Source organism: Streptomyces sp. NPDC015345 (genome assembly GCF_043078805.1).
Lineage (GTDB): Bacteria > Actinomycetota > Actinomycetes > Streptomycetales > Streptomycetaceae > Streptomyces.
The window spans coordinates 524,771-544,786 of sequence record NZ_JBIBTX010000003.1 but is presented as its reverse complement, the minus strand read 5'-3'; the positions used below and the strand labels follow the sequence as shown (position 1 = coordinate 544,786).

Annotated in this window: 18 protein-coding genes; 7 read left to right on the top strand and 11 right to left on the bottom strand. The window is 71.0% G+C overall.

Features of this window, described 5'->3' with window-relative positions:
* Positions 1 to 102: 102 nt before the first annotated feature.
* The 4 genes from ACF062_RS14765 to ACF062_RS14750 form a co-directional block, all read right to left on the bottom strand.
* Positions 103 to 2,133: a SpoIIE family protein phosphatase gene (locus ACF062_RS14765; protein ID WP_392138208.1), complete on the bottom strand. Its 2,031-nt coding sequence runs from the start codon at positions 2,131 to 2,133 to the stop codon at positions 103 to 105.
* 62 nt (positions 2,134 to 2,195) lie between these two features.
* Positions 2,196 to 2,837: a methyltransferase domain-containing protein gene (locus ACF062_RS14760; RefSeq protein ID WP_392138206.1), complete on the bottom strand. Its 642-nt coding sequence runs from the start codon at positions 2,835 to 2,837 to the stop codon at positions 2,196 to 2,198.
* Between the two features lie 116 nt (positions 2,838 to 2,953).
* On the bottom strand, positions 2,954 to 3,643 hold the full coding sequence (locus ACF062_RS14755; RefSeq protein ID WP_392138204.1) for a DUF402 domain-containing protein: 690 nt from the start codon (positions 3,641 to 3,643) through the stop codon (positions 2,954 to 2,956).
* A gap of 91 nt (positions 3,644 to 3,734) precedes the next feature.
* Complete coding sequence (locus ACF062_RS14750; RefSeq protein ID WP_392138202.1) at positions 3,735 to 5,156, bottom strand: class II fumarate hydratase; 1,422 nt, start codon at positions 5,154 to 5,156, stop codon at positions 3,735 to 3,737.
* A 123-nt stretch (positions 5,157 to 5,279) separates the two neighbouring features.
* Between ACF062_RS14750 and ACF062_RS14745 the strand changes: the two genes are divergently transcribed.
* The gene (locus ACF062_RS14745; RefSeq protein ID WP_392138200.1) at positions 5,280 to 6,821 is read left to right on the top strand and encodes a ricin-type beta-trefoil lectin domain protein; all 1,542 of its coding nucleotides are present in this window, start codon (positions 5,280 to 5,282) and stop codon (positions 6,819 to 6,821) included.
* A gap of 96 nt (positions 6,822 to 6,917) precedes the next feature.
* On the opposite strand, the gene ACF062_RS14740 is transcribed toward ACF062_RS14745, so the two are convergent.
* Positions 6,918 to 8,585, bottom strand: coding sequence for a fumarate hydratase (locus tag ACF062_RS14740; RefSeq protein ID WP_392138869.1), 1,668 nt, complete (start codon positions 8,583 to 8,585; stop codon positions 6,918 to 6,920).
* A 204-nt stretch (positions 8,586 to 8,789) separates the two neighbouring features.
* Here ACF062_RS14740 and ACF062_RS14735 point away from each other — a divergent pair, with 204 nt between their 5' ends.
* Entirely contained in the window at positions 8,790 to 9,485 is a 696-nt protein-coding gene (locus tag ACF062_RS14735; protein ID WP_392138198.1) for a DUF1707 domain-containing protein, read from the top strand.
* Positions 9,486 to 9,610: 125 nt separating this feature from the next.
* Entirely contained in the window at positions 9,611 to 9,982 is a 372-nt protein-coding gene (locus ACF062_RS14730) for a WhiB family transcriptional regulator (protein ID WP_223776491.1), read from the top strand.
* A gap of 79 nt (positions 9,983 to 10,061) precedes the next feature.
* Here ACF062_RS14730 and glpX read toward each other — a convergent pair whose 3' ends face one another.
* A complete protein-coding gene (gene glpX, locus ACF062_RS14725) occupies positions 10,062 to 11,093 on the bottom strand; it encodes a class II fructose-bisphosphatase (protein ID WP_205039026.1) in 1,032 nt (343 codons plus the stop codon).
* 173 nt (positions 11,094 to 11,266) lie between these two features.
* Here glpX and ACF062_RS14720 point away from each other — a divergent pair, with 173 nt between their 5' ends.
* Positions 11,267 to 11,791: a DUF4245 domain-containing protein gene (locus tag ACF062_RS14720; protein ID WP_392138196.1), complete on the top strand. Its 525-nt coding sequence runs from the start codon at positions 11,267 to 11,269 to the stop codon at positions 11,789 to 11,791.
* 128 nt (positions 11,792 to 11,919) lie between these two features.
* Here the strand turns inward: ACF062_RS14720 and ACF062_RS14715 are convergent, their stop codons facing one another.
* The 4 genes from ACF062_RS14715 to ACF062_RS14700 form a co-directional block, all read right to left on the bottom strand.
* On the bottom strand, positions 11,920 to 12,510 hold the full coding sequence (locus ACF062_RS14715) for a malonic semialdehyde reductase (protein WP_392138194.1): 591 nt from the start codon (positions 12,508 to 12,510) through the stop codon (positions 11,920 to 11,922).
* A 123-nt stretch (positions 12,511 to 12,633) separates the two neighbouring features.
* Positions 12,634 to 12,912, bottom strand: coding sequence for an exodeoxyribonuclease VII small subunit (locus ACF062_RS14710; RefSeq protein WP_392138192.1), 279 nt, complete (start codon positions 12,910 to 12,912; stop codon positions 12,634 to 12,636).
* Between the two features lie 10 nt (positions 12,913 to 12,922).
* Positions 12,923 to 14,131, bottom strand: coding sequence for an exodeoxyribonuclease VII large subunit (gene xseA / locus ACF062_RS14705; protein ID WP_392138190.1), 1,209 nt, complete (start codon positions 14,129 to 14,131; stop codon positions 12,923 to 12,925).
* 183 nt (positions 14,132 to 14,314) lie between these two features.
* Complete coding sequence (locus ACF062_RS14700; RefSeq protein WP_392138188.1) at positions 14,315 to 15,700, bottom strand: APC family permease; 1,386 nt, start codon at positions 15,698 to 15,700, stop codon at positions 14,315 to 14,317.
* An 87-nt stretch (positions 15,701 to 15,787) separates the two neighbouring features.
* On the opposite strand from ACF062_RS14700, the gene ACF062_RS14695 reads away from it, so the two are divergent.
* Both ACF062_RS14695 and ppgK read left to right on the top strand, forming a co-directional pair.
* Positions 15,788 to 16,780 (top strand): 4-hydroxy-3-methylbut-2-enyl diphosphate reductase, encoded by a 993-nt coding sequence (locus ACF062_RS14695; RefSeq protein WP_392138186.1) that lies wholly within the window; start codon positions 15,788 to 15,790, stop codon positions 16,778 to 16,780.
* 22 nt (positions 16,781 to 16,802) lie between these two features.
* Entirely contained in the window at positions 16,803 to 17,546 is a 744-nt protein-coding gene (ppgK, locus tag ACF062_RS14690; protein ID WP_392138185.1) for a polyphosphate--glucose phosphotransferase, read from the top strand.
* A 58-nt stretch (positions 17,547 to 17,604) separates the two neighbouring features.
* On the opposite strand, the gene ACF062_RS14685 is transcribed toward ppgK, so the two are convergent.
* Entirely contained in the window at positions 17,605 to 18,258 is a 654-nt protein-coding gene (locus ACF062_RS14685) for a DUF6542 domain-containing protein (RefSeq protein WP_392138183.1), read from the bottom strand.
* Positions 18,259 to 18,483: 225 nt separating this feature from the next.
* Here ACF062_RS14685 and ychF point away from each other — a divergent pair, with 225 nt between their 5' ends.
* On the top strand, positions 18,484 to 19,572 hold the full coding sequence (gene ychF, locus ACF062_RS14680) for a redox-regulated ATPase YchF (protein WP_392138181.1): 1,089 nt from the start codon (positions 18,484 to 18,486) through the stop codon (positions 19,570 to 19,572).
* The last annotated feature ends 444 nt before the right edge of the window (positions 19,573 to 20,016 follow it).

Sequence of the window (20,016 nt, the reverse complement as noted above, 5' to 3'; positions counted from 1 at the left end):
CCGAACCCCATGGGTTCCGGGCGCCTTCCGCCGTCTGCGGGTCCTGGGGCCTGTCTGACAATTCGCGTCGTCGCCCGGAGGGCGGGAATTGTCAGACAGGCCCTAGTTCCGGTTCAGCTCGAACCAGACCACCTTGCCGGTGCTCAGGCGGGTGGCACCCCACCGCCGGGCCATCTTGTTGACCAGGTACAGCCCGCGGCCGCCCTCGTCCGTGGCGCGCGCCTGGCGCAGGCGAGGCAGCTGCGGGACGTCGTCGCCGACCTCGCAGCGCAGGACGTCGGTACGCAGCAGCCGCAGGGTGATCGGCCGCGACGCGTACCGCACGGCGTTGGTGACGACCTCGCTGACCAGGAGCTCCACCGAGTCCGTCAGCTCCTCAAGGCCCCAGCGGACCAGCGCGCTGCGGGCCAGGCGGCGGGCGCGGGACGGCGTCGCGTCCTCCGGCTCCAGGAACCAGTACGCGACGTCGCTCGGCGCGATGCCGTCGAAGCGGGCGGCGAGCAGCGCGATGTCGTCGTCCCGGTCACCGGGGCCGAGCATGTCGAGCACCTCGTCGCAGAGCGCCTCCAGCGGCGGCGGATGGTCGGGGCCCGTCAACTGGGCGGTGGCCGCGAGGCGCTCGCGCAGCTGCTCTATGCCGGTCCACACGTCCCGCAGCCGGGACTCGACGAGCCCGTCCGTGTACAGGAGCAGCGTGGCGCCCGCCGGGGCGTCCAGCTCCACGGCCTCGAAGTCCACGCCGCCGACGCCGATGGGGGCGCCCGGCGGCACGCGCAGCACCTCGGCGCGGCCGCCCAGGTGCAGCAGGACGGGCGGCGGATGCCCGGCGTTGGCGATGGTGATGCGGTGCGAGACCGGGTCGTAGACCGCGTACAGGCAGGTCGCCATGCGGTCGGAGCCGAGCCGCTGCGCCTGCTCGTCCAGGTGGTGCAGGACCTCCTGGGGTGGCAGGTCGAGCCCGGCGAGGGTCTGCGCGGTCGTCCGCAGCTGGCCCATGATGGCGGCCGAGGTCATGGAGTGCCCCATGACGTCGCCGACGACCAGGGCGACGCGGCTGCCCGGCAGCGGGATCGCGTCGTACCAGTCGCCGCCGACCCGGGCCGTCTCGGCGGCCGGCAGATAGCGCGAGGCGAGCCGCACCCCGGTCGGGCGCGGCAGCGTCTCGGGCAGCATCGTGCGCTGCAACTCGTCGGCGATGTACGCCTCGCGGCCGTACAGGACGGCCTTGTCGATGCCGAGCGCGCTGTGCGTGGCCAGCTGGGCGGCGACCAGCAGGTCGTCGGCCTCGAACGCGGGACGGTCCGGGCGGCGCAGGAACACGGCCGCGCCGATCACGCGGCGCCGGCCCCGCAGCGGCGCGAGGATCGCCCGCCGGCCGGTCGGCACGGTCCGCCCCTCGCCCAGCAGTTCGGGCAGGGCGGCCCGCGCCGCCGCCGAGTCCGCGAAGACCGGGCGCACCCCGCGCAGCACCTCGGCGAGCGCGCCGCCGTGCCGCACCTCGCAGAGCTCGGCGGTGCCCATCACGTCGGTGATGTCGGGCTGCACCACCTGGAGCGAGGGCAGTGTGCCGCCGTCGGTGTCCGGTTCCTCTGCGCCCTCCTCGATGGAGCGCAGCCGGTCCGTGCGGCGCAGGCGCAGCACCAGCGGACCGGTCGGTCGCTCGTCGCCCACGGGCAGCGGGTCGCGCAGATAGACGAGGATCGCGTCGGAGAACGTCGGGACCGTCGCCCGGCACAGCCCCATCACGATCTCGTCGAGGTCGATGCCGCGCGCGATCCGCCGGGTCGCGGCGCCCACGAACCGAAGCCGGTCGCCGTCGCGCCGCATCGCCGTGGGGCCGGAGCCCGGCGGCCGCGGCCGGCCGGTGCGTCGCTCCTCACCGTCCGGCGGTCCCGAGGGACCCGGCTGCGCGGGCACGCCGTCGGGTGCGGGGCGCGGCCTGCCCGGGTCGGGCTCGGAGGCGGACGGCTGGGAATGCTCACTGGTCGGCGGCACCGATGCTCCCGGGGATGTGTCACGCGCGCCCTGCGGCGTCTGAGGGGAACGCAGCAGCGCCCCGCGGGGATCCGCGGGGGCGGTCGGCCGGGCAGCTGGTGCCTTGCGACCCTCGTGGGGGGTGAGGTGCTCCGTCACGCGTTTCGAATCCGTCCGTCCGGGGCTGCGCGCCGTGCGCGCCGTCCAGCGTTGCACGTCGCTCAGCCGCGTCGGCAGTGCAGAAAGATCTGGTGCTCGGGTGGTACGTCGCTGCTCGCGGGGGCGTACGAGTACGCGTCCTCGCCGGTGATCTCGAAGCCCGCGTCCCGCACGACCTGGCGCAGCTCGTCCCGTAGGTATCCCGATACCCGGATCGTGTGCCCCAGGAACGGAATCGCCGCGTCGTCGAGGTCGGCCTCGACCATGGACAGCTCCATCAGGCCGCCCGGCCGCAGCAGGCCGTGCAGCCGCCGCAGCGCCCCCGGGATCTCGGGGCGCGGCAGCATCAGCAGGGCGAAGAAGCAGGCGATGCCGTCGAACCGGCCGATTCCGGCCGGGCCGTCGGCCGTCAGGTCCGCGATGTCGATGAGCCGGAACTCCGCCGTCGGGACGTTCTTTTCGGCCAGTTCGAGCATGCCCGCCGAAATGTCCGTGCCGAGGACGGTGTGGCCCTTCTCGGCCAATTGCAGAGCGGTGGGCAGTCCGGTGCCGCAGCCCACGTCCAGGACCCGGGAGCCGGGTGCGAGCGCGTCGGCCAGGTGGCGCCCCGCGGCGAGCTGGCCCTCCTTGTGCGGGAAGGCGTCGTCGTAGTGCCGCCCGATGGCGTCGAAGGCCTCGGCCTGGCCCCTGCGGTCCTCGCTCACGTTCTGCCGCCCCTCGATGACTTCCTGTCAGACAGCGCGCAGACCCCCGGAGTTGCTGCTGTGCGCCCTTGCGGAGGACGATCCTACGTTTGAACCACGGGAGCGCATCAAGGGTCTCATGAGGACACGCGCGCGGGGGTACGGTCCCAGTCATCCGGAAGGGGCGGTACGACCCAGGACGGATCGGGACGCCAGTGCTGCCAGCCGTCCGAAAACGGTGGCCCCCAGGCCTCGATCACGTCAAGGGCGGCCCGGCCGGCGGCGCGTACGTCAGCGGCCTTTTCGGGGTCCATCAGGCCCACCCGCAAGGCCTCGGCGAACTCGTCCTCGTCGTGCCACCGCCAACTGCCGTCGGGCCGCACGGAGATGTCCAGAAAGTGATCCTCGGAATCCACCCCGCCCGCCCAACGGGTCCGCGGCTCCTCCAGGTTCACGTACCAGTTCTTGAACCGCCAGCCCGGCTCCCAGAACAGCCACACCGACCACGGGTCGCCGGGGCGCGCGAGCTTCAGGACGCCGGTACCGAACCAGTGGTCCCTGCGGACCGCGCGCGGCTTGGTGTAGCGGGTGGCGAGCGGTTCGCGGTGCAGGGGGGTCCCGTCGGCCAGCACCGGCTTCACGCATTCGGTGCCGGGCGCCATCCACACGGCGAGGAGCTCCGCGGTGTCCCGTACGACGGTGACGGGACGGCAGATGTGCACGTGCTCCCCGGCGTTCTCCCGGTAGCGCCACAGGATGTGGTCACCGGGTGCCCACCGGGCCGCTGGGCCGCCTGCCGTCGCCGTCTTCCCGTCGAGGTCTGTCATGGACAGATATTAGACGCCCCTCCTGTCCCGGGAGGGGCCGTCGCGGGGGATGCCCGCAGGGGATGCCTGCCGGGGATGCCCGACGCGGACGCTAGGGGTGCGTCATGCGCAACACGTCCAGCGCCGCGTCCAGTTGCTCCAGCGAGAGGTCGCCCCGGTCGACGTAGCCGGCCTCCAGGACGACCTCGCGGATCGTCTTGCGCTCGGCCAGGGACCTCTTCGCCACCTTCGCCGCCTCCTCGTAGCCGATGTACTTGTTCAGCGGCGTCACGACGGAGGGCGAGGACTCGGCGTACTCCCGGGCCCGTTCGCGGTTGGCGGTGATGCCGTCGACGGTGCGGTCGGCGAGCAGCCGAGAGACGTTCGCGAGCAGCCGGATCGACTCCAGGACGTTCTTGGCGATGACCGGCAGCATCACGTTCAGCTCGAAGTTGCCGGCGGCGCCCGCCGCGGCGACCGTGGCGTCATTGCCGGTCACCTGCGCGGCGACCATCAGCGCGGCCTCCGGGATGACCGGGTTCACCTTGCCCGGCATGATCGACGAACCGGGCTGGAGGTCGGGGAGGTTGATCTCGGCGAGGCCGGTGCGCGGGCCCGAGGCCATCCACCGCAGGTCGTTCGCGATCTTCGTCAGGCCGACGCCGATGGTCCGCAGCTGGCCGCTGGTCTCGACGACGCCGTCCCGCGCGCCCTGCGCCTCGAAGTGGTCGCGCGCCTCGGTCAGCGGCAGCCCCGTGGCCCGCGCGACCTCGGCGATGACGGCGGCGGAGAAGCCGGGCGGTGTGTTGATGCCGGTGCCCACGGCCGTGCCGCCGAGCGGCAGTTCGGCCAGGCGCGGCAGCGAGGCCTCCAGGCGCTCGATGCCGTACCGCACCTGGGCCGCGTACCCGCCGAACTCCTGGCCGAGGGTGACCGGCGTCGCGTCCATGAGGTGCGTACGCCCGGACTTCACGACGTCCGCGAACTCCTCGGCCTTGCGCTCCAGGGCGGCGGCGAGGTGCTCCAGGGCCGGGATCAGATCACCGGTGACCGCGCCCGTCGCCGCGATGTGGATCGAGGACGGGAAGACGTCGTTCGAGGACTGCGAGGCGTTCACGTGGTCGTTGGGGTGGACGGGGCGGCCGAGGCGCTCGGTGGCGAGCGTGGCGATGACCTCGTTGGTGTTCATGTTGGACGAGGTGCCGGAGCCGGTCTGGAAGACGTCGACGGGGAAGTGCGCGTCCCAGCGCCCCTCGGCGACCTCGGCGGCCGCGTCCGCGACGGCCTCGGCGATGTCCTCGTCCAGCACCCCGAGGCCCGCGTTGACCTTGGCGGCGGCCGCCTTGATCTGCGCGAGGGCGGCGATGTGGGCACGCTCCAGGCGCTGTCCCGAGATGGGGAAGTTCTCCACCGCGCGCTGGGTCTGCGCACGCCACTTGGCGTCGGCGGGGACCCGTACCTCGCCCATGGAGTCGTGCTCGATCCGGTACTCGCCGGTGTGGTCGCCGGTCGCGTGGTTGGCGTCGCTGGTCATGCCCTTGAACCTACCTCTCCGTCCAAACCCCGTGAAAAGTTGAGCACTTGTCTTGTTCCGGGTATTCCCAAGCCTGCTACCCACCAGTAAAAACCCTGGGTAACACCACACCGGGGAGGCGCAATGAAGCGCATCAGACGCAGCGGACGACGGGCTCGGCTGCGAGGTCCGCTCGCGGCGGCCGTCGCGATGGCGGCCGTACTCGGCACAGCGGCGGCGATACCCGCCCAGGCGGCGGACGGAGGCGGGTCCCGGGTGTCCGGGGCGGCTCCCCTCCCGCCCGAGCTGGAGAAGATCCGGGCGGCCGAGGCGACCGCGCTCTACGGCAGCCCGGCCGAACGCCCCATGGCCGAGCGCAAGACCGGCCTGATCTCGCTCGGCGACAGCGAGATCTCCGGGGAGGGCGTCGGCACGTACGAACCCGGCACCGACGGCCCCGACAACTGGTGCCACCGCTCGCCGGACGCCGCGATCCACCGCACCGGCATCCCCGCCGACGTGACGTACAACGTCGCGTGTTCGGGGGCGCAGACCGTCAACATCAGGATCGGCGGCCAGAAGCAGTACGCCGACGAGCTGGTGCAGAGCGACAACCTCGCCGTCAAGGCGCGCAACACGCGGATCAAGACGATCCTGCTCGTCATCGGCGCCAACGACGACCTCCAGTTCGCCCCGGTGATGACGGACTGCGTGACGCGCTATCTGCTCAGCCAGGGCGCCTGCGCGGGCAAGTACCACGACGGCTGGCAGGCGCGCGTCGACGCGCTCGTGCCCAAGGTCGAGCAGTCCATCCGCGACCTGAAGACCGTCATGAAGGACGCGGGCTACCAGGAGGGCGACTACCGACTCGTCGCCATGGGCTACCCGAGCCCCATCGGCCCCGACTTCCGCGACAACCCCAAGTTCCCCGGCAAGCTCGCCTGCGGCGGACTCGGCTACGACTCCGACACCGAGTGGGGCCGCGACTACGCGGTGCCGACGTTCGAGAAGGGCATGCGCAAGGCCGCGAGGAACGCGGGCGCGACCTACCTCGACAACTCCCGCCTCTTCCACGGCCACGAGGTCTGCATGGAGGACACCTGGGCGCGCGGGCTCTACGTAGACGTCTCCAACCCCTTCCCGCCGGACTCCAACTCCGTACGCCAGTCCTTCCACCCCAACGCCCGCGGCCACGCGGCCTTCGCGTCCTGCCTGACGCAGCTGCACGAGTCCGGCTACCGCGAGGCCAGTTGCGCCGACCCGGCGAGCACGGGCAGCCCGAAGCTGTACGAGGGTGCCTGGGACGACGTGTACAAGCCCCTGAAGAACGAGGGCACCGGGACGTGTGTGGATGTCGACGCGTCCAAGAGCCGTAACGGGACGAAGGTGCAGGGGTGGGAGTGCACCGGCAACCGCAACCAGAGCTGGTGGTACGACGACACGCGGCGGTCCCTGCACACGGGGCTGACCCAGGACCGCTGTCTGGACGTGCCTGACGGCGCCTACAGGGAAGGTGCCGCCGTTGTGCTGTGGAACTGCCACGGGGGCGGCAACCAGAAGTTCGTCCGTGAGGCGGGGACGGTGCGGCCCGCCGCTGCGGACGGGCTCTGCCTGACCCTGGCCGGGGCCAAGGAGCCGCTGCGGCTTCAGAAGTGTGCGGGGGCTGCGAACCAGCGGTTCGCCTAGGAGCCCGCCTTCGCGGGAACTGCGCGTCCTTTCACTGCGAGTGCGGCGTGGCTGGTCGCGCAGTTCCCCGCGCCCCTGACGGGGCGCACCCCCGTACTACGCCAGGCCCGGGCCCCGCACCGGGATGTGTGTGAACGTCGGCTCGGGGGCCGGGTTCTGGAAGAAGTCGTTGCCCTTGTCGTCGACGACGATGAAGGCCGGGAAGTCCTCGACCTCGATCTTCCAGACCGCCTCCATGCCGAGTTCCTCGTACTCGACGACCTCGACCTTCTTGATGCAGTCCTGGGCGAGGCGCGCGGCCGGTCCGCCGATGGAGCCGAGGTAGAAGCCGCCGTGCGCGTCGCACGCGTCGGTGACCTGCTTGGAGCGGTTGCCCTTGGCCAGCATCACCTTGGAGCCGCCCGCCGCCTGGAACTGCTCCACGTAGGAGTCCATGCGCCCGGCCGTGGTCGGGCCGAAGGAGCCGGAGGCGTACCCCTCCGGGGTCTTGGCCGGACCCGCGTAGTAGACCGGGTGGTCCTTCAGATACTGCGGCATCTCCTCGCCCGCGTCGAGCCGCTCCTTGATCTTGGCGTGCGCGATGTCGCGGGCGACGACGAGCGGGCCGGTGAGCGACAGGCGGGTCTTGACCGGGTACTTGGTCAGCTCGGCGAGGATGTCGTCCATCGGCTGGTTGAGGTCGATCTTCACGACGTCACCCTCTTCGGAGAGGTGCTCGTCGGTCGTCTCCGGCAGGAAGCGCGCCGGGTCCGTCTCCAGCTGCTCCAGGAAGACGCCCTCGGCGGTGATCTTCGCGGTGGCCTGGCGGTCGGCGGAGCAGGACACGGCGATGGCGACGGGCAGCGAGGCGCCGTGCCGGGGCAGGCGCACCACGCGCACGTCGTGGCAGAAGTACTTGCCGCCGAACTGCGCGCCGATGCCGATCTTCTGCGTCAGCTCGAAGACCTTCTCCTCGAGCTCCTTGTCCCGGAAGCCGTGGCCGGTGGCGGAGCCCTCGGCGGGCAGCTCGTCCAGGTAGTGCGCGGAAGCGTACTTCGCGGTCTTCAGGGCGAACTCGGCGCTGGTGCCGCCGACGACGATCGCCAGGTGGTACGGCGGGCACGCCGCCGTACCGAGGGAGCGGATCTTCTCCTCCAGGAACTTCATCATGGAGGCCTCGTTCAGGACCGCCTTCGTCTCCTGGTAGAGGAAGCTCTTGTTGGCCGAGCCGCCGCCCTTGGCCATGAAGAGGAACTTGTAGGCGCCGCCGTCGGTCGCGTACAGCTCGATCTGGGCCGGCAGGTTGGAGCCGGTGTTCTTCTCCTCCCACATGGTCAGCGGGGCCATCTGGGAGTAGCGGAGGTTCAGCTTCGTGTACGCGTCGAAGATGCCCTGGGAGAGCGCCTTCTCGTCCTCACCTTCGGTGAGGACGTTCTGCCCGCGCTTGCCCATGACGATCGCGGTGCCGGTGTCCTGGCACATGGGGAGCACGCCGGCCGCCGCGATGTTCGCGTTCTTCAGCAGGTCCAGGGCCACGAACTTGTCGTTGGACGACGCCTCGGGGTCGTCGATGATGCGCCGCAGCTGGGCCAGGTGCGCGGGCCGCAGGTAGTGCTGGATGTCGTGGATCGCCTCGGCGGCGAGCGTGCGCAGCGCCTCCGGCTCGACCTTGAGGAACGTCCGCCCGTCGGCCTCGAAGGTGGAGACACCCTCGGAGGTCACCAGCCGGTAGGGGGTGGTGTCCTCTCCCAGGGGGAGCAGGTCGGAGTACTCGAACGCCGGGATGGGCGGGCGGGAGCTAACAGACATTGCGGCCATTCCTCATTCGGCAGACAGCGGCGCGGCCTCCATTGGCGACGCGGCAACCAGCGTAGAACGCGCGCCTCGGACCGGGCCTGTGAGGTAAGGCTCAGTAGGCCGCCGGTGCCGCGTCACGCGGTTGTCCACAGGGGGTAGTCGCGATCTATCGCGTTTGGGTACGCTGATGGTGTGGACCTCGAAAAGCGTCTCCCGCAGCCCGCTCCCGCCACGGCCGAGGAGTCGGGGTCGCTCCGCGCCTCCGACGCCGACCGCGACCGCACGGCGGACATCCTCCGCGAGGCCATGGCCGAGGGCCGCCTCACCGCCGAGGAGCACGCGGACCGCATCGAGGGGGTCTACGGCGCCAAGACCTTGGGCGAGCTGGAGCCGCTGATCGCGGACCTCCCCGCCGCCCACGGCCGGACGGCCGGCCCGTCGTCGGGGTACGCACCCGCGCCCGCCCCCGGCAGGCCCTCACCCGGCGCGGTGCCCCCGGTCGCCGACGAGAACCTGGTCGCGGTCCTCAGCGGCTCCGTCCGCAAGGGCCGCTGGCGCGTGGGTCGCCGCACCCATGCGTACGCCATCTTCGGCAGCGTCGAGATCGACCTGAGCGAGGCGATCTTCGAGCATCGGCAGGTGCTCATCAAGGCGGTCGCGATCTTCGGCTCGGTCGAGATCCGCGTCCCGGAGAACGTCTCGTTGCGCGGCAGCGGCGCCGGCGTACTCGGCAGTGTCGAGGTCGACACGCTCGACTCCCCCGACCAGGACGCCCCGGTGGTCTTCGTCGACGGCACGGCGATCCTCGGCAGCGTCGAGGCGCGGCCGAAGCGCGGCAAGCTCGTCCGTGACCTGCACGGCAGGCTGCGCAAGCACCTCGGGCACTGACGGTCCGGGCCCGGCCGGGGGCGCGTGAACTGCCGTGCGTCGGAACTCAGTGCATAGGCGCGCACACAGCGGGTAGAGCTTGCTGCATCGTCTCTCGCTCGCGAAGCCGTCGTCAGGAGTAGACCGTGCAGCAACCGTCGCGTCAGTCCCTGCAGGTCGCCGCTGTCCCGGCCCAGCGGGGGGTGCGGGATCGGACCGATGACGCCCCGTGGCACACGGAGGCCGTGTGCCGCCGCGACGAAGCCGGACTGTTCTTCGCCCCGTCCAAGGAGCCGACGGCGGCCAGGCTCTCGCGCGAGGAGGCGGCCAAGCGTGTCTGTGCCCGCTGTCCCGTGATGGTCGAATGCCGCGAGCACGCCCTGCTCCAGCCGGAGCCGTACGGCGTGTGGGGCGGTCTCACCGCCGCCGAGCGCCGCGTGGTCCTGGCCCGCCGCCGCAGGCGCGACCTGGAGCTTCAGAAGGCGGCACACGCGGCGGGAGTCGCCGCCGCGGGATAGGCCACGGTGTACGACGAAGGGGGCGTCCCCCGCACGGGACGCCCCCTTCGTCGTACGAACTGTCCGGTCCGGACCGCTCCTACTTCGCGCGGTCGAAGTCGATCGCGCTGTAGGCGCGCAGCTTCGAGAGCCGGTGGTCGGAGTCGATCTTGCGGATCGTGCCCGACTTGGAGCGCATGACCAGCGAGGACGTCGAGGCGGTGGCCGCGCGGTAGCGCACGCCCTGGAGCAGCTCGCCGTCGGTGATGCCGGTCGCGACGAAGAAGACGTTGTCGCCCTTGACCAGGTCGTCCGTGGACAGGGTGCGGTCCAGGTCGTGGCCCGCGTCGATGGCGCGCTGCCGCTCGGCGTCGTCCTTGGGCCACAGCTTGCCCTGGATCACACCGCCGAGGCACTTGATCGCGCAGGCCGAGATGATGCCCTCGGGGGTGCCGCCGATGCCCATCAGCAGGTCGACGCCGGTGCCTTCGCGCACGGCCATGACCGAGCCGGCCACATCGCCGTCGGAGATGAACTTGATGCGGGCGCCGGTCTCGCGGATCTCCTTGACGATGCCCTCGTGGCGGGGGCGGTCCAGGATCATGACCGTGACGTCCTCGGGCGAGGAGTTCTTGGCCTTGGCGACTCGGCGGATGTTGACCGAGGCGGGCGCGTTGATGTCGACGTAGTCCGCGGCCTCGGGGCCGGTGACCAGCTTGTCCATGTAGAAGACGGCGGACGGGTCGAACATCGCGCCGCGGTCGGCGGCGGCCAGCACGGCGATGGCGTTCGGCATGCCCTTCGCGGTCAGCGTGGTGCCGTCGATCGGGTCGACGGCGATGTCGACCTCGGCGCCGGTGCCGTCGCCGATGCGCTCTCCGTTGAAGAGCATCGGGGCTTCGTCCTTCTCGCCCTCGCCGATGACGACGACGCCGTTCATCGAGACGGTGTGGACGAGGGTCCGCATGGCCCTGACCGCGGCGCCGTCCGCGCCGTTCTTGTCGCCGCGGCCGACCCAGCGGCCCGCGGCCATGGCGGCCGCCTCGGTGACCCGGACGAGCTCCAGGGCGAGGTTGCGGTCGGGAGCCTCGGGGGAGACCTCTAGCTCGGACGGGAGATGATGCTCGGTCATCGGAGCGCACCTTTCTGCTGATACGACGACGGCCGGATGAGGGTATGGGGCGACTCTATCCGTAGGCCGACAAAATGAGCAGTGGGCCCCACGCATGAGCGGGCCGGGTGGCCCGCGGTGGCCTGGGGAGGCCTGGGGGAAGGTGCGCGTCCGCGGCCTGAGACCATGGGGGCGTGGCAGGCAGACAAGGCAATCAGACCGTCAAGAACATGCTGTGGTCGCTGGTGGTGATCGTCCTGGTCGCGGGCGTCAGCTACATCTTCGTCCCGCATGACGAGTCCAAGACCCCCGTCAAGCGGGTCGACTACCGCGTGGAGCTCGTGACGGCCCGGCGGGCGGCGGCCTACCCCGTGGCGGCGCCCGAGGGCCTGGCCAAGGAGTGGAAGCCGACGTCCGTGCGGTTCAACGCCGCCGAGCACGACAGCTGGCACCTGGGCTTCCTCGACCCGGACGGCGAGTACGTGGTGATCAAGCAGTCCACCGACAAGCCGGCCCAGTTCATCGAGAAGGCCACCCAGGAAGCGGTGCGGACGGACACCGTGGACAAGCTCGGTGGCCGGGACTGGCGGCGGTACGAGGGGTCGACGTACGACGCCCTGGTGAGCACCGAGAAGGGCGCCACGACGGTCGTCGCGGGCACGGCCTCGTTCGGACAGCTCACGAAGATGGTCGAGGCGCTGGAGATGAAGACGGCGTGAGCGGCCGGTCGTGAACGCGTGCGGTCGTGAGCGCGTGGGACGCCTGCGCGCGCGACACGTACGCGAAGGGCCCCCGGCGGTGTGCCGGGGGCCCTTCGCGCAGCTGCTTTCGGCGTGTGCGCCGTCGCTCAGACCGTGGTGACGACGTCCTCGTAGGCCAGGCGCGGGGAGCGCGGGAACCAGGCGTCGTCGCCGGGCTTGCCGATGTTGACGATCATCAGCGGGGTGTGGTCGTCGTCCAGGAACTCCTTCTGGACGCCCGCGAAGTCGAACCCGGTCATCGGGCCCGCGGCGAGACCGGCGGCGCGCACGCCCACGATGAAGTAGCCGGCCTGGAGCGTGGCGTTCACCAGCGCGGCCTGCTCTCGGGCCGGGCGCTCGGCGAAGAAGACGTCCTTGGCCTGCGGGAAGTGCGGGAACAGCGCCGGGAGCTCCTCGTGGAACTCGTTGTCGGCGGAGAGGATCGCGACCAGCGGCGCGGTCGCGGTCTTCGGGCGGTTGCCCTCTGCCATGTGCTGGACCAGGCGCTCGCGGGCCTCGGGGGAGCGGACCAGGGTGACGCGCAGCGGCGACTGGTTGAAGGCGGTCGGGCCGTACTTGACCAGGTCGTAGATCGCCTGGACCTGCTCGTCGGTGACCGGCTCGTCGGTGAAGGTGTTCGCGGTGCGGGCCTCGCGGAAGAGCAGGTCCTGGGCGGCGGGGTCAAGGGCGAGAGACATGGATCAACCTTCTCGATACGTACGTGCTGTGGATCAGCTGGCACAGCCGACCCTACGACAAGTGACGTTTAAGATTCAACCAAAGTCTGCCCGTCGTGATCCGCTTCACAGGGCTTGGTGCGTTCAGCCCGCTGTGTCCCCGGTGTCAGCGGTGTCCATTTCGTCCCCGGTGCTCTCGCCCGCGAGGGCCGCGTCCAGACGGGCCCGCGCGCCGTCCAGCCAGCGGCGGCACACCTTCGCCAGCTCCTCGCCGCGCTCCCACAGGGCGAGCGACTCCTCCAGCGTCGTGCCGCCGGTCTCCAGGCGGCGTACGACGTCGATCAGCTCGTCCCGCGCCTGCTCGTACCCGAGCGCGTCCGCCGGGCCCGTGGCCTCGCCGGCCTCATCCGTCTTGCTGGTCATGCGCCCCACCCTAAATGTCGACTCGTACGGTGAATTCGCCCTCGGCGACCCGTGCCCGCAGCTCCTCGCCGGCGCTCGCGTCCCCGGGGGCCCGGACGACCGCGCCGTCCGCCTTCTGCAACACCGCGTACCCCCGCTGGAGCGTCGCCGCGGGGGAGAGGGCCACCACGCGCGCGTGGGTGTGCGTCAGCTCGGAGGCCGCCCGGTCCAGCAGGTGCCCGACCGTGCGGCGCGCGCGGTCGGTGAGCGCCGCGACCTGCTCCTCGCGATCCTCGACCATGCGGTGCGGATGCTCCATGGAGGGCCGGCCCAGGGCGTGCGCGAGCCCGCGGTCCTCGCGGTCCAGGTAGGCGTCCAGGCACCGCCGGGCGCGGTCGCGCAGCCAGCGCACGCGCTCGTACTCCTCGCCGACGTCCGGTACGACCTTCTTGGCGGCGTCCGTGGGCGTGGAGGCCCGCAGGTCCGCCACGAGGTCGAGCAGCGGGCTGTCCGGCTCGTGCCCGATCGCGGAGACCACCGGCGTACGGCACGCGGCGACCGCCCTGATCAGCTGCTCGTCCGAGAACGGCAGCAGGTCCTCCACGCTGCCGCCGCCCCGCGCCACGATGATCACGTCGACCTCGTCGAGCGCGTCCAGATCCTTGACGGCCTGGACGACCTGCGGCACCGCGTGCACGCCCTGGACGGGGACGTTGCGCACCTCGAAGCGGACGGCGGGCCAGCGGTGCCGGGCGTTCTCCAGGACGTCGCGCTCGGCGGCCGACGCGCGGCCGGTGACGAGCCCGATGAGCTGGGGCAGGAAGGGCAGCGACGTCTTGCGCTCCGGCGCGAAGAGGCCCTCCCCGGCGAGGCTCTTCTTCAGCTGCTCGATCCGCGCCAGCAGCTCACCGACGCCGACCGGCCTTATCTCGGCGGCCCGCAGGGACAGCTGCCCCCGTGGCGCGTACCACTCCGGCTTGGCGTGGACCACGACGCGGGCGCCCTCCGAGACGACGTCCGCCACGGCGTCGAACACCTGGCGGTAGCACGTGACGCTCACCGAGATGTCGTGCGACGGGTCGCGCAGCGTCATGAAGACGACGCCGGCGCCGGGCCTGCGGGACAGCTGGGTGATCTGCCCCTCCACCCACACGGCACCGAGCCGGTCGATCCAGCCGCCGATGAGCCGCGACACCTGCCCCACGGGGAGCGGGGCGTCCGCGGACGTGTTGAGAGCCATGTCGGCGAGCGTAGCGGGAGGGTGCGACAACCCGGGCGCCGCTTGCCCGGAAGCCGACGGGGCGGGGCGAACAGGCGGTGACGGACGCCCGGCGGGGAGTGGCGGCCTGGTACGCGGCGGGAGGCCGCGGCCTGGTGCGCCCGGCGACGGGCACGTCGTGGACGCCCGCCGGGAAGCCGCGGCCTAGTACGCCCCGCGACGGGCACGCTGCACGCCCAGCACCACCAGCCCGACGCCCAGCCACACCGCGCCCACCACCTGCGCCGACCCCGACGCCTCCCAGATGACGGCCACCACGATCACCGCACCCAGCACCGGAACCAGCAGATGCCGCCACCAGCTGAACCCGTCCTCCCGGTGCCGCACCGCGAACCACCCCACCACGCTCGCGTGCAGCAGCAGGAACGCGGTGAGCGCCCCGATGTCCACCACCGAGACCAAGTGGTCCATGCCGTCGTCACGCCGTGCCGCCCACACCGCCGCGACCAGCGTCACCACGGCCGCGCACAGCAGCGCGATCCGCGGCGTACCCGAGTCCGTCCGGGACAGGGCCTTCGGCAGCCGCCGGTCCCGCGCCATCGCGAACAGCAGCCGCCCCGCCGCGGCCTGCCCCGCCAGCGCCGCGAACGCCGCGCCGATCGCCTTGCTGACGGCCACCAGGTCGTGCAGCCACGTCCCGGCCGCCGAGTTCACGGCGTCGTAGAAGGCCGTCCCCTGCTTGCCCGGCTCCGCGGCAAGCTCGGCCGACGACAGCGGCTCCAGGAGCGCCACCAGATACGTCTGCGCGATGAACAGCACGCCCGCGAGCGCCAGACAGAACAGCACGGCCCGCGCGACCTTCGCCGAGCCGCCCGTCACCTCCTCCGCGAAGGAGGCGATCGCGTCGAAGCCCAGGTACGACAGGACGGCGATCGACACCGCGCCCACCACCGCCGAGAGCGCGAACGCGCCCTGCGAGCCGTCACCCGTCAGTGGCGAGAGCCAGTCCCGCTGGGCCCCGTGCCGCACCAGGACGACCACGGCCGCGACGACGAAGACGACGAGAACCGCGATCTCCATGGCGAGCACCGCGAAGCCGACCCGCGCCGCCGTCCGCACGCCCCACAGGTTGAGGGCGGTCGTGATGAGCACCGCCAGCGCCGTCCACACCCACCGCGACACCGAGGGGACCAGCGAGTTCATCGCGATCCCGGAGAACAGATAGGCGACCGCCGGGATCAGCAGATAGTCCAGCATCGCCATCCACCCGGCGATGAACCCGGGGCCCTTGCCGAGCCCCACGCGCGCGTACGCGAAGACCGACCCCGCCTGGGGGACCACCCGCACCATCTGGGCGTAGCTGAAAGCGGTGAACGCCATCGCGACGGTGGCGATCAGATAGACGAGGGCGACGGCGCCGTGCGACTTCGCGTCGAGCGTCCCGAAGACACCGACCGGGGCCATCGGGGCGATGAAGAGCAGGCCGTAGACGACGAGGTCCCGGAAGCCGAGACTGCGCCGCAGCCCTGTGCCCTCGGCGGGCCCGGGGCCCGAGGAGTGGGCTCCCGTGGGGACGGACTGACCGGACATCGTGCCTCCGTGATCAACGCGGGAGATCAACGCAGCCTCCAGTCTCCCCAACCGGGCGATCTTTGACGCGCTGGACGCGGCCTTACGATGGGGGGCATGACTGCAACGCCTGGCTCCCGCCGTGTCCTGCTCGCCGCTCCCCGTGGCTACTGCGCGGGCGTGGACCGTGCCGTGATCGCCGTCGAGAAGGCCCTGGAGCAGTACGGGGCCCCGATCTACGTACGCCACGAGATCGTCCACAACAAGTACGTCGTGCAGACGCTGGAGAAGAAGGGCGCCATCTTCGTCGAGGAGACGGCGGAGGTCCCCGAGGGCTCCATCGTCATGTTCTCCGCGCACGGCGTGGCCCCCACCGTCCACGCGGAGGCCGCCGAGCGCAAGCTCGCGACGATCGACGCGACGTGCCCGCTGGTCACCAAGGTTCACAAGGAAGCCGTGCGGTTCGCCAAGGAGGACTTCGACATCCTCCTGATCGGCCACGAGGGCCACGAGGAAGTCATCGGCACCTCCGGTGAGGCGCCCGACCACATCACGCTCGTGGACGGCCCCGAGGACGTCGCGAACGTCGAGGTGCGCGACCCCGACAAGGTCGTCTGGCTCTCCCAGACCACGCTCTCCGTCGACGAGACGATGGAGACGGTCGACGCCCTGAAGAACAAGTTCCCGAACCTCCTCTCGCCGCCCAGCGACGACATCTGCTACGCCACGCAGAACCGCCAGATCGCGGTCAAGAAGCTCGCCGAGGACGCCGACCTCGTCATCGTCGTCGGCTCCAAGAACTCCTCGAACTCCATCCGCATGGTCGAGGTCGCCCTCGACGCCGGCGCCCCCGCCTCCCACCTGGTGGACAACGCCGACGAGATCGACGAGGCCTGGCTGGAGGGCGTGACCACGGTCGGCCTGACCTCGGGCGCCTCCGTGCCGGACGTCCTGGTCGACGGCGTCATCGAGTGGCTCGCCGAGCGGGGCTACGGCGACGTGGAGACGGTGAAGACCGCCGAGGAGTCGATCACCTTCTCGCTGCCGAAGGAACTGCGCAGGGACCTGCGCGCGGAGGCGGCGGAGCTGTCACAGCGCTGACCGTCGCCGTAACGTGGGGGCCATGCAGATCTTCGGTGTGGACATCGGCGGATCCGGGATCAAGGGCGCGCCCGTAGACCTGGACCGCGGAGACCTGACGCAAGAGCGGCACAAGGTACTGACCCCGCATCCGGCGACGCCGGACGCGGTGGTCGAGGGCGTGCGCGAGGTGGTGGAGCACTTCGGCTGGACGGGGCCCGTAGGGGCCACGTTCCCCGGCGTGATCACCGACGGCACGGCCCGCACGGCCGCCAACGTGGACAAGAGCTGGATTGGTACGGACATCCGCAAGCTGGTCTCGGACCGGCTCGGCGGCGTCCCCGTCACCGTACTGAACGACGCCGACGCGGCGGGCGTCGCGGAGATGCACTTCGGCGCGGGCCAGGGGCGCACGGGCACGGTCCTGATGCTCACCCTCGGCACGGGCATCGGCAGCGCCCTGTTCACCGGCGGCCGCCTGGTGCCGAACACGGAGCTCGGCCACCTCGAACTGCACGGCCACGACGCGGAGAAGAAGGCCTCCTCCAAGGCGCGCGAGGACGAGGACCTGAGCTGGGAGCACTGGGCGCGGCGCGTGCAGAAGTACCTCGCGCACGTGGAGATGCTGTTCTCGCCCGAGCTGTTCATCATCGGCGGCGGTGTGAGCCGCAAGGCGCACAAGTTCCTGCCGCTGATCGAGGGCATCGAGGCGGAGATCGTCCCCGCTCAGCTCCAGAACAACGCGGGGATCGTGGGGGCGGCGATGGGGGCGGCGGGCGAGGCGTAGGCCTCCGGCGGTGTTCCGGGGGCGCCCCCGGGGCGTTCCCGGCGGTCAGGCCCGGCGGTCAGGCGGCGGAGACGCGCTTCCCGTCGGGCTGCCGGGGCGCCGGCCGCGGAGTCCTGCGGCGCTCGGCCATCAGCCGGATCTTGCGCACGGTCACGATGAGACCGGCGACGAGCGTGCCCCCGTAGAGCCATCCGGCGTGCAGCGCCAGCGCGGTCACGAGTCCCATGAACTGCCCGCCGAACCCCTCGGCGCCCCCCGAGATCGGCATGATCCCGGCGGCGAAGGCGATCGGCACGGCCACCGGCGCGGTGACCAGGTCCGCCGGGCGCACCCACAGCGCGGTGAGCGCGGCCACGGGCAGGAACAGCACGCCGTACGCGACGAGGGAACTGTCGAGCAGCAGCCTCAGCAGGCAGGCGAGGACGAACATCACCGCGGCGCAGAACAGGCCGCTGCCGAGCCCCGTCAGGCGCGGGTTCGGCATCCGCCGCACCCTGCGGTACAGGGGGGAGCGGCGCAGCGCCTGGACGAACGGCGGGACGGAACGGCGCGGAGGAGGCGTGGCCCGGTACACCGTGCCGGGCTCGGCGGCCCTGCCCTGAGGGGGCAGCGGCGAGTTCCGGCGGGGCCGGGCCGCCGCGGCGGCCTTCGGTTCGGCCTTCGGTTCGGCCTTCGGTTCGGACTGAGGGGGACGCGTCCTGTGTTGCTCCACTGGACCAACCTAGGTCGGCTGCCGCGCGGAAGCCGCTTCGGGACACGCCCTTTGGGTGACCTTGGCCATGCGTTCGACAGGGCGGGGGCCGGGCGGACGGCCGTCCGGAGGGGCCGGTGGCGGCACGCCGTAGACTGGTGGATCGGCCCACGTACGAAGCGCACGCACCAAGCGCGGGTACGAAGGGACCGCCCCACCCAGCCCTGACGTACGGGAAGTCGCAACGTGTCGCTCACGATCGGAATCGTCGGTCTGCCCAATGTCGGCAAGTCGACCCTGTTCAACGCCCTGACCAAGAACGACGTGCTGGCGGCCAACTACCCGTTCGCCACGATCGAGCCGAACGTCGGCGTGGTCGGCGTCCCCGACCCCCGCCTGACGAAGCTCGCGGAGATCTTCTCCTCGCAGAAGGTCCTCCCGGCGACGGTCGACTTCGTCGACATCGCGGGCATCGTGCGCGGCGCGAGCGAGGGCGAGGGCCTCGGCAACAAGTTCCTCGCGAACATCCGCGAGTCGGACGCGATCTGCCAGGTCATCCGTGCCTTCAAGGACGAGAACGTCGTACACGTCGACGGCAAGGTCTCGCCCAAGGACGACATCGAGACGATCAACACCGAGCTGATCCTCGCCGACCTCCAGACCATCGAGAAGGTCCTGCCGCGCCTCCAGAAGGAGTCGCGCATCAAGAAGGACATCGCGCCGAAGGTGAAGGCGGTCGAGGAGGCCAAGGAGATCCTGGAGCGCGGCGACACGCTCTTCTCGCAGGGCATCGTCCAGGGCTCGGGCAACGAGGAACTCCTCCACGACCTGCACCTCCTCACCACCAAGCCGTTCCTCTACGTCTTCAACGTCGACGAGGACGAGCTGACGGACGACGACTTCAAGGCCGAGCAGAGCGCACTGGTCGCCCCCGCGGAGGCGATCTTCCTCAACGCCAAGCTGGAGTCGGACCTCGCGGAGCTCGACGAGGACGAGGCCCTGGAACTCCTCCAGTCGGTGGGCCAGGAAGAGCCCGGCCTCGCCACCCTGGCCCACGTCGGCTTCCGCACGCTGGGCCTGCAGACGTACCTGACGGCGGGCCCCAAGGAGTCCCGCGCCTGGACGATCAAGCAGGGCGCGACGGCCCCCGAGGCGGCCGGTGTCATCCACACCGACTTCCAGAAGGGCTTCATCAAGGCCGAGGTCATCTCCTTCGAGGACCTGGTCGAGACGGGCTCGGTCGCCGAGGCCCGGGCGGCGGGCAAGGCGCGCATGGAGGGCAAGGAGTATGTGATGCAGGACGGGGATGTGGTGGAGTTCCGCTTCAACGTGTAGCGGGTGACATGGCACCACATTGCTGATCTGGCAAACGTGCAGGTCAGGAGGGGTCCACTCTTGCGGGGGTGGACCCCTGGCTTTTTACCGTGCTGGATAGGTGCTGGATGATCTGACACCTCGTCACCTGTCGTCACCCCTCGCCACCCGCGCCGTGCTGGATCGGTGCTGGACGCGGAGGGTGTTCTGCACGTCGAAGATCTCGCGGACTCCCACGACCTTTGACCGGCCTAGGTCATGTCCGATGGGTCGTGCGGCGTCGCGCCTGGCGGCTCGTTTCGCGAGCCTCGCCGTGAATCCTGAGCGGATTCCCATCCGTCCTGGTGAGTCGCGCAACGGCTTCTCTCCTGTTCGCCAAAGGGGTCGAATCACGCTTTCGAGTGACTAAGGCATCTTCATGCGCATCTCCGGGCAGTCATGCGCTGATTCGTACCAGATGACGCG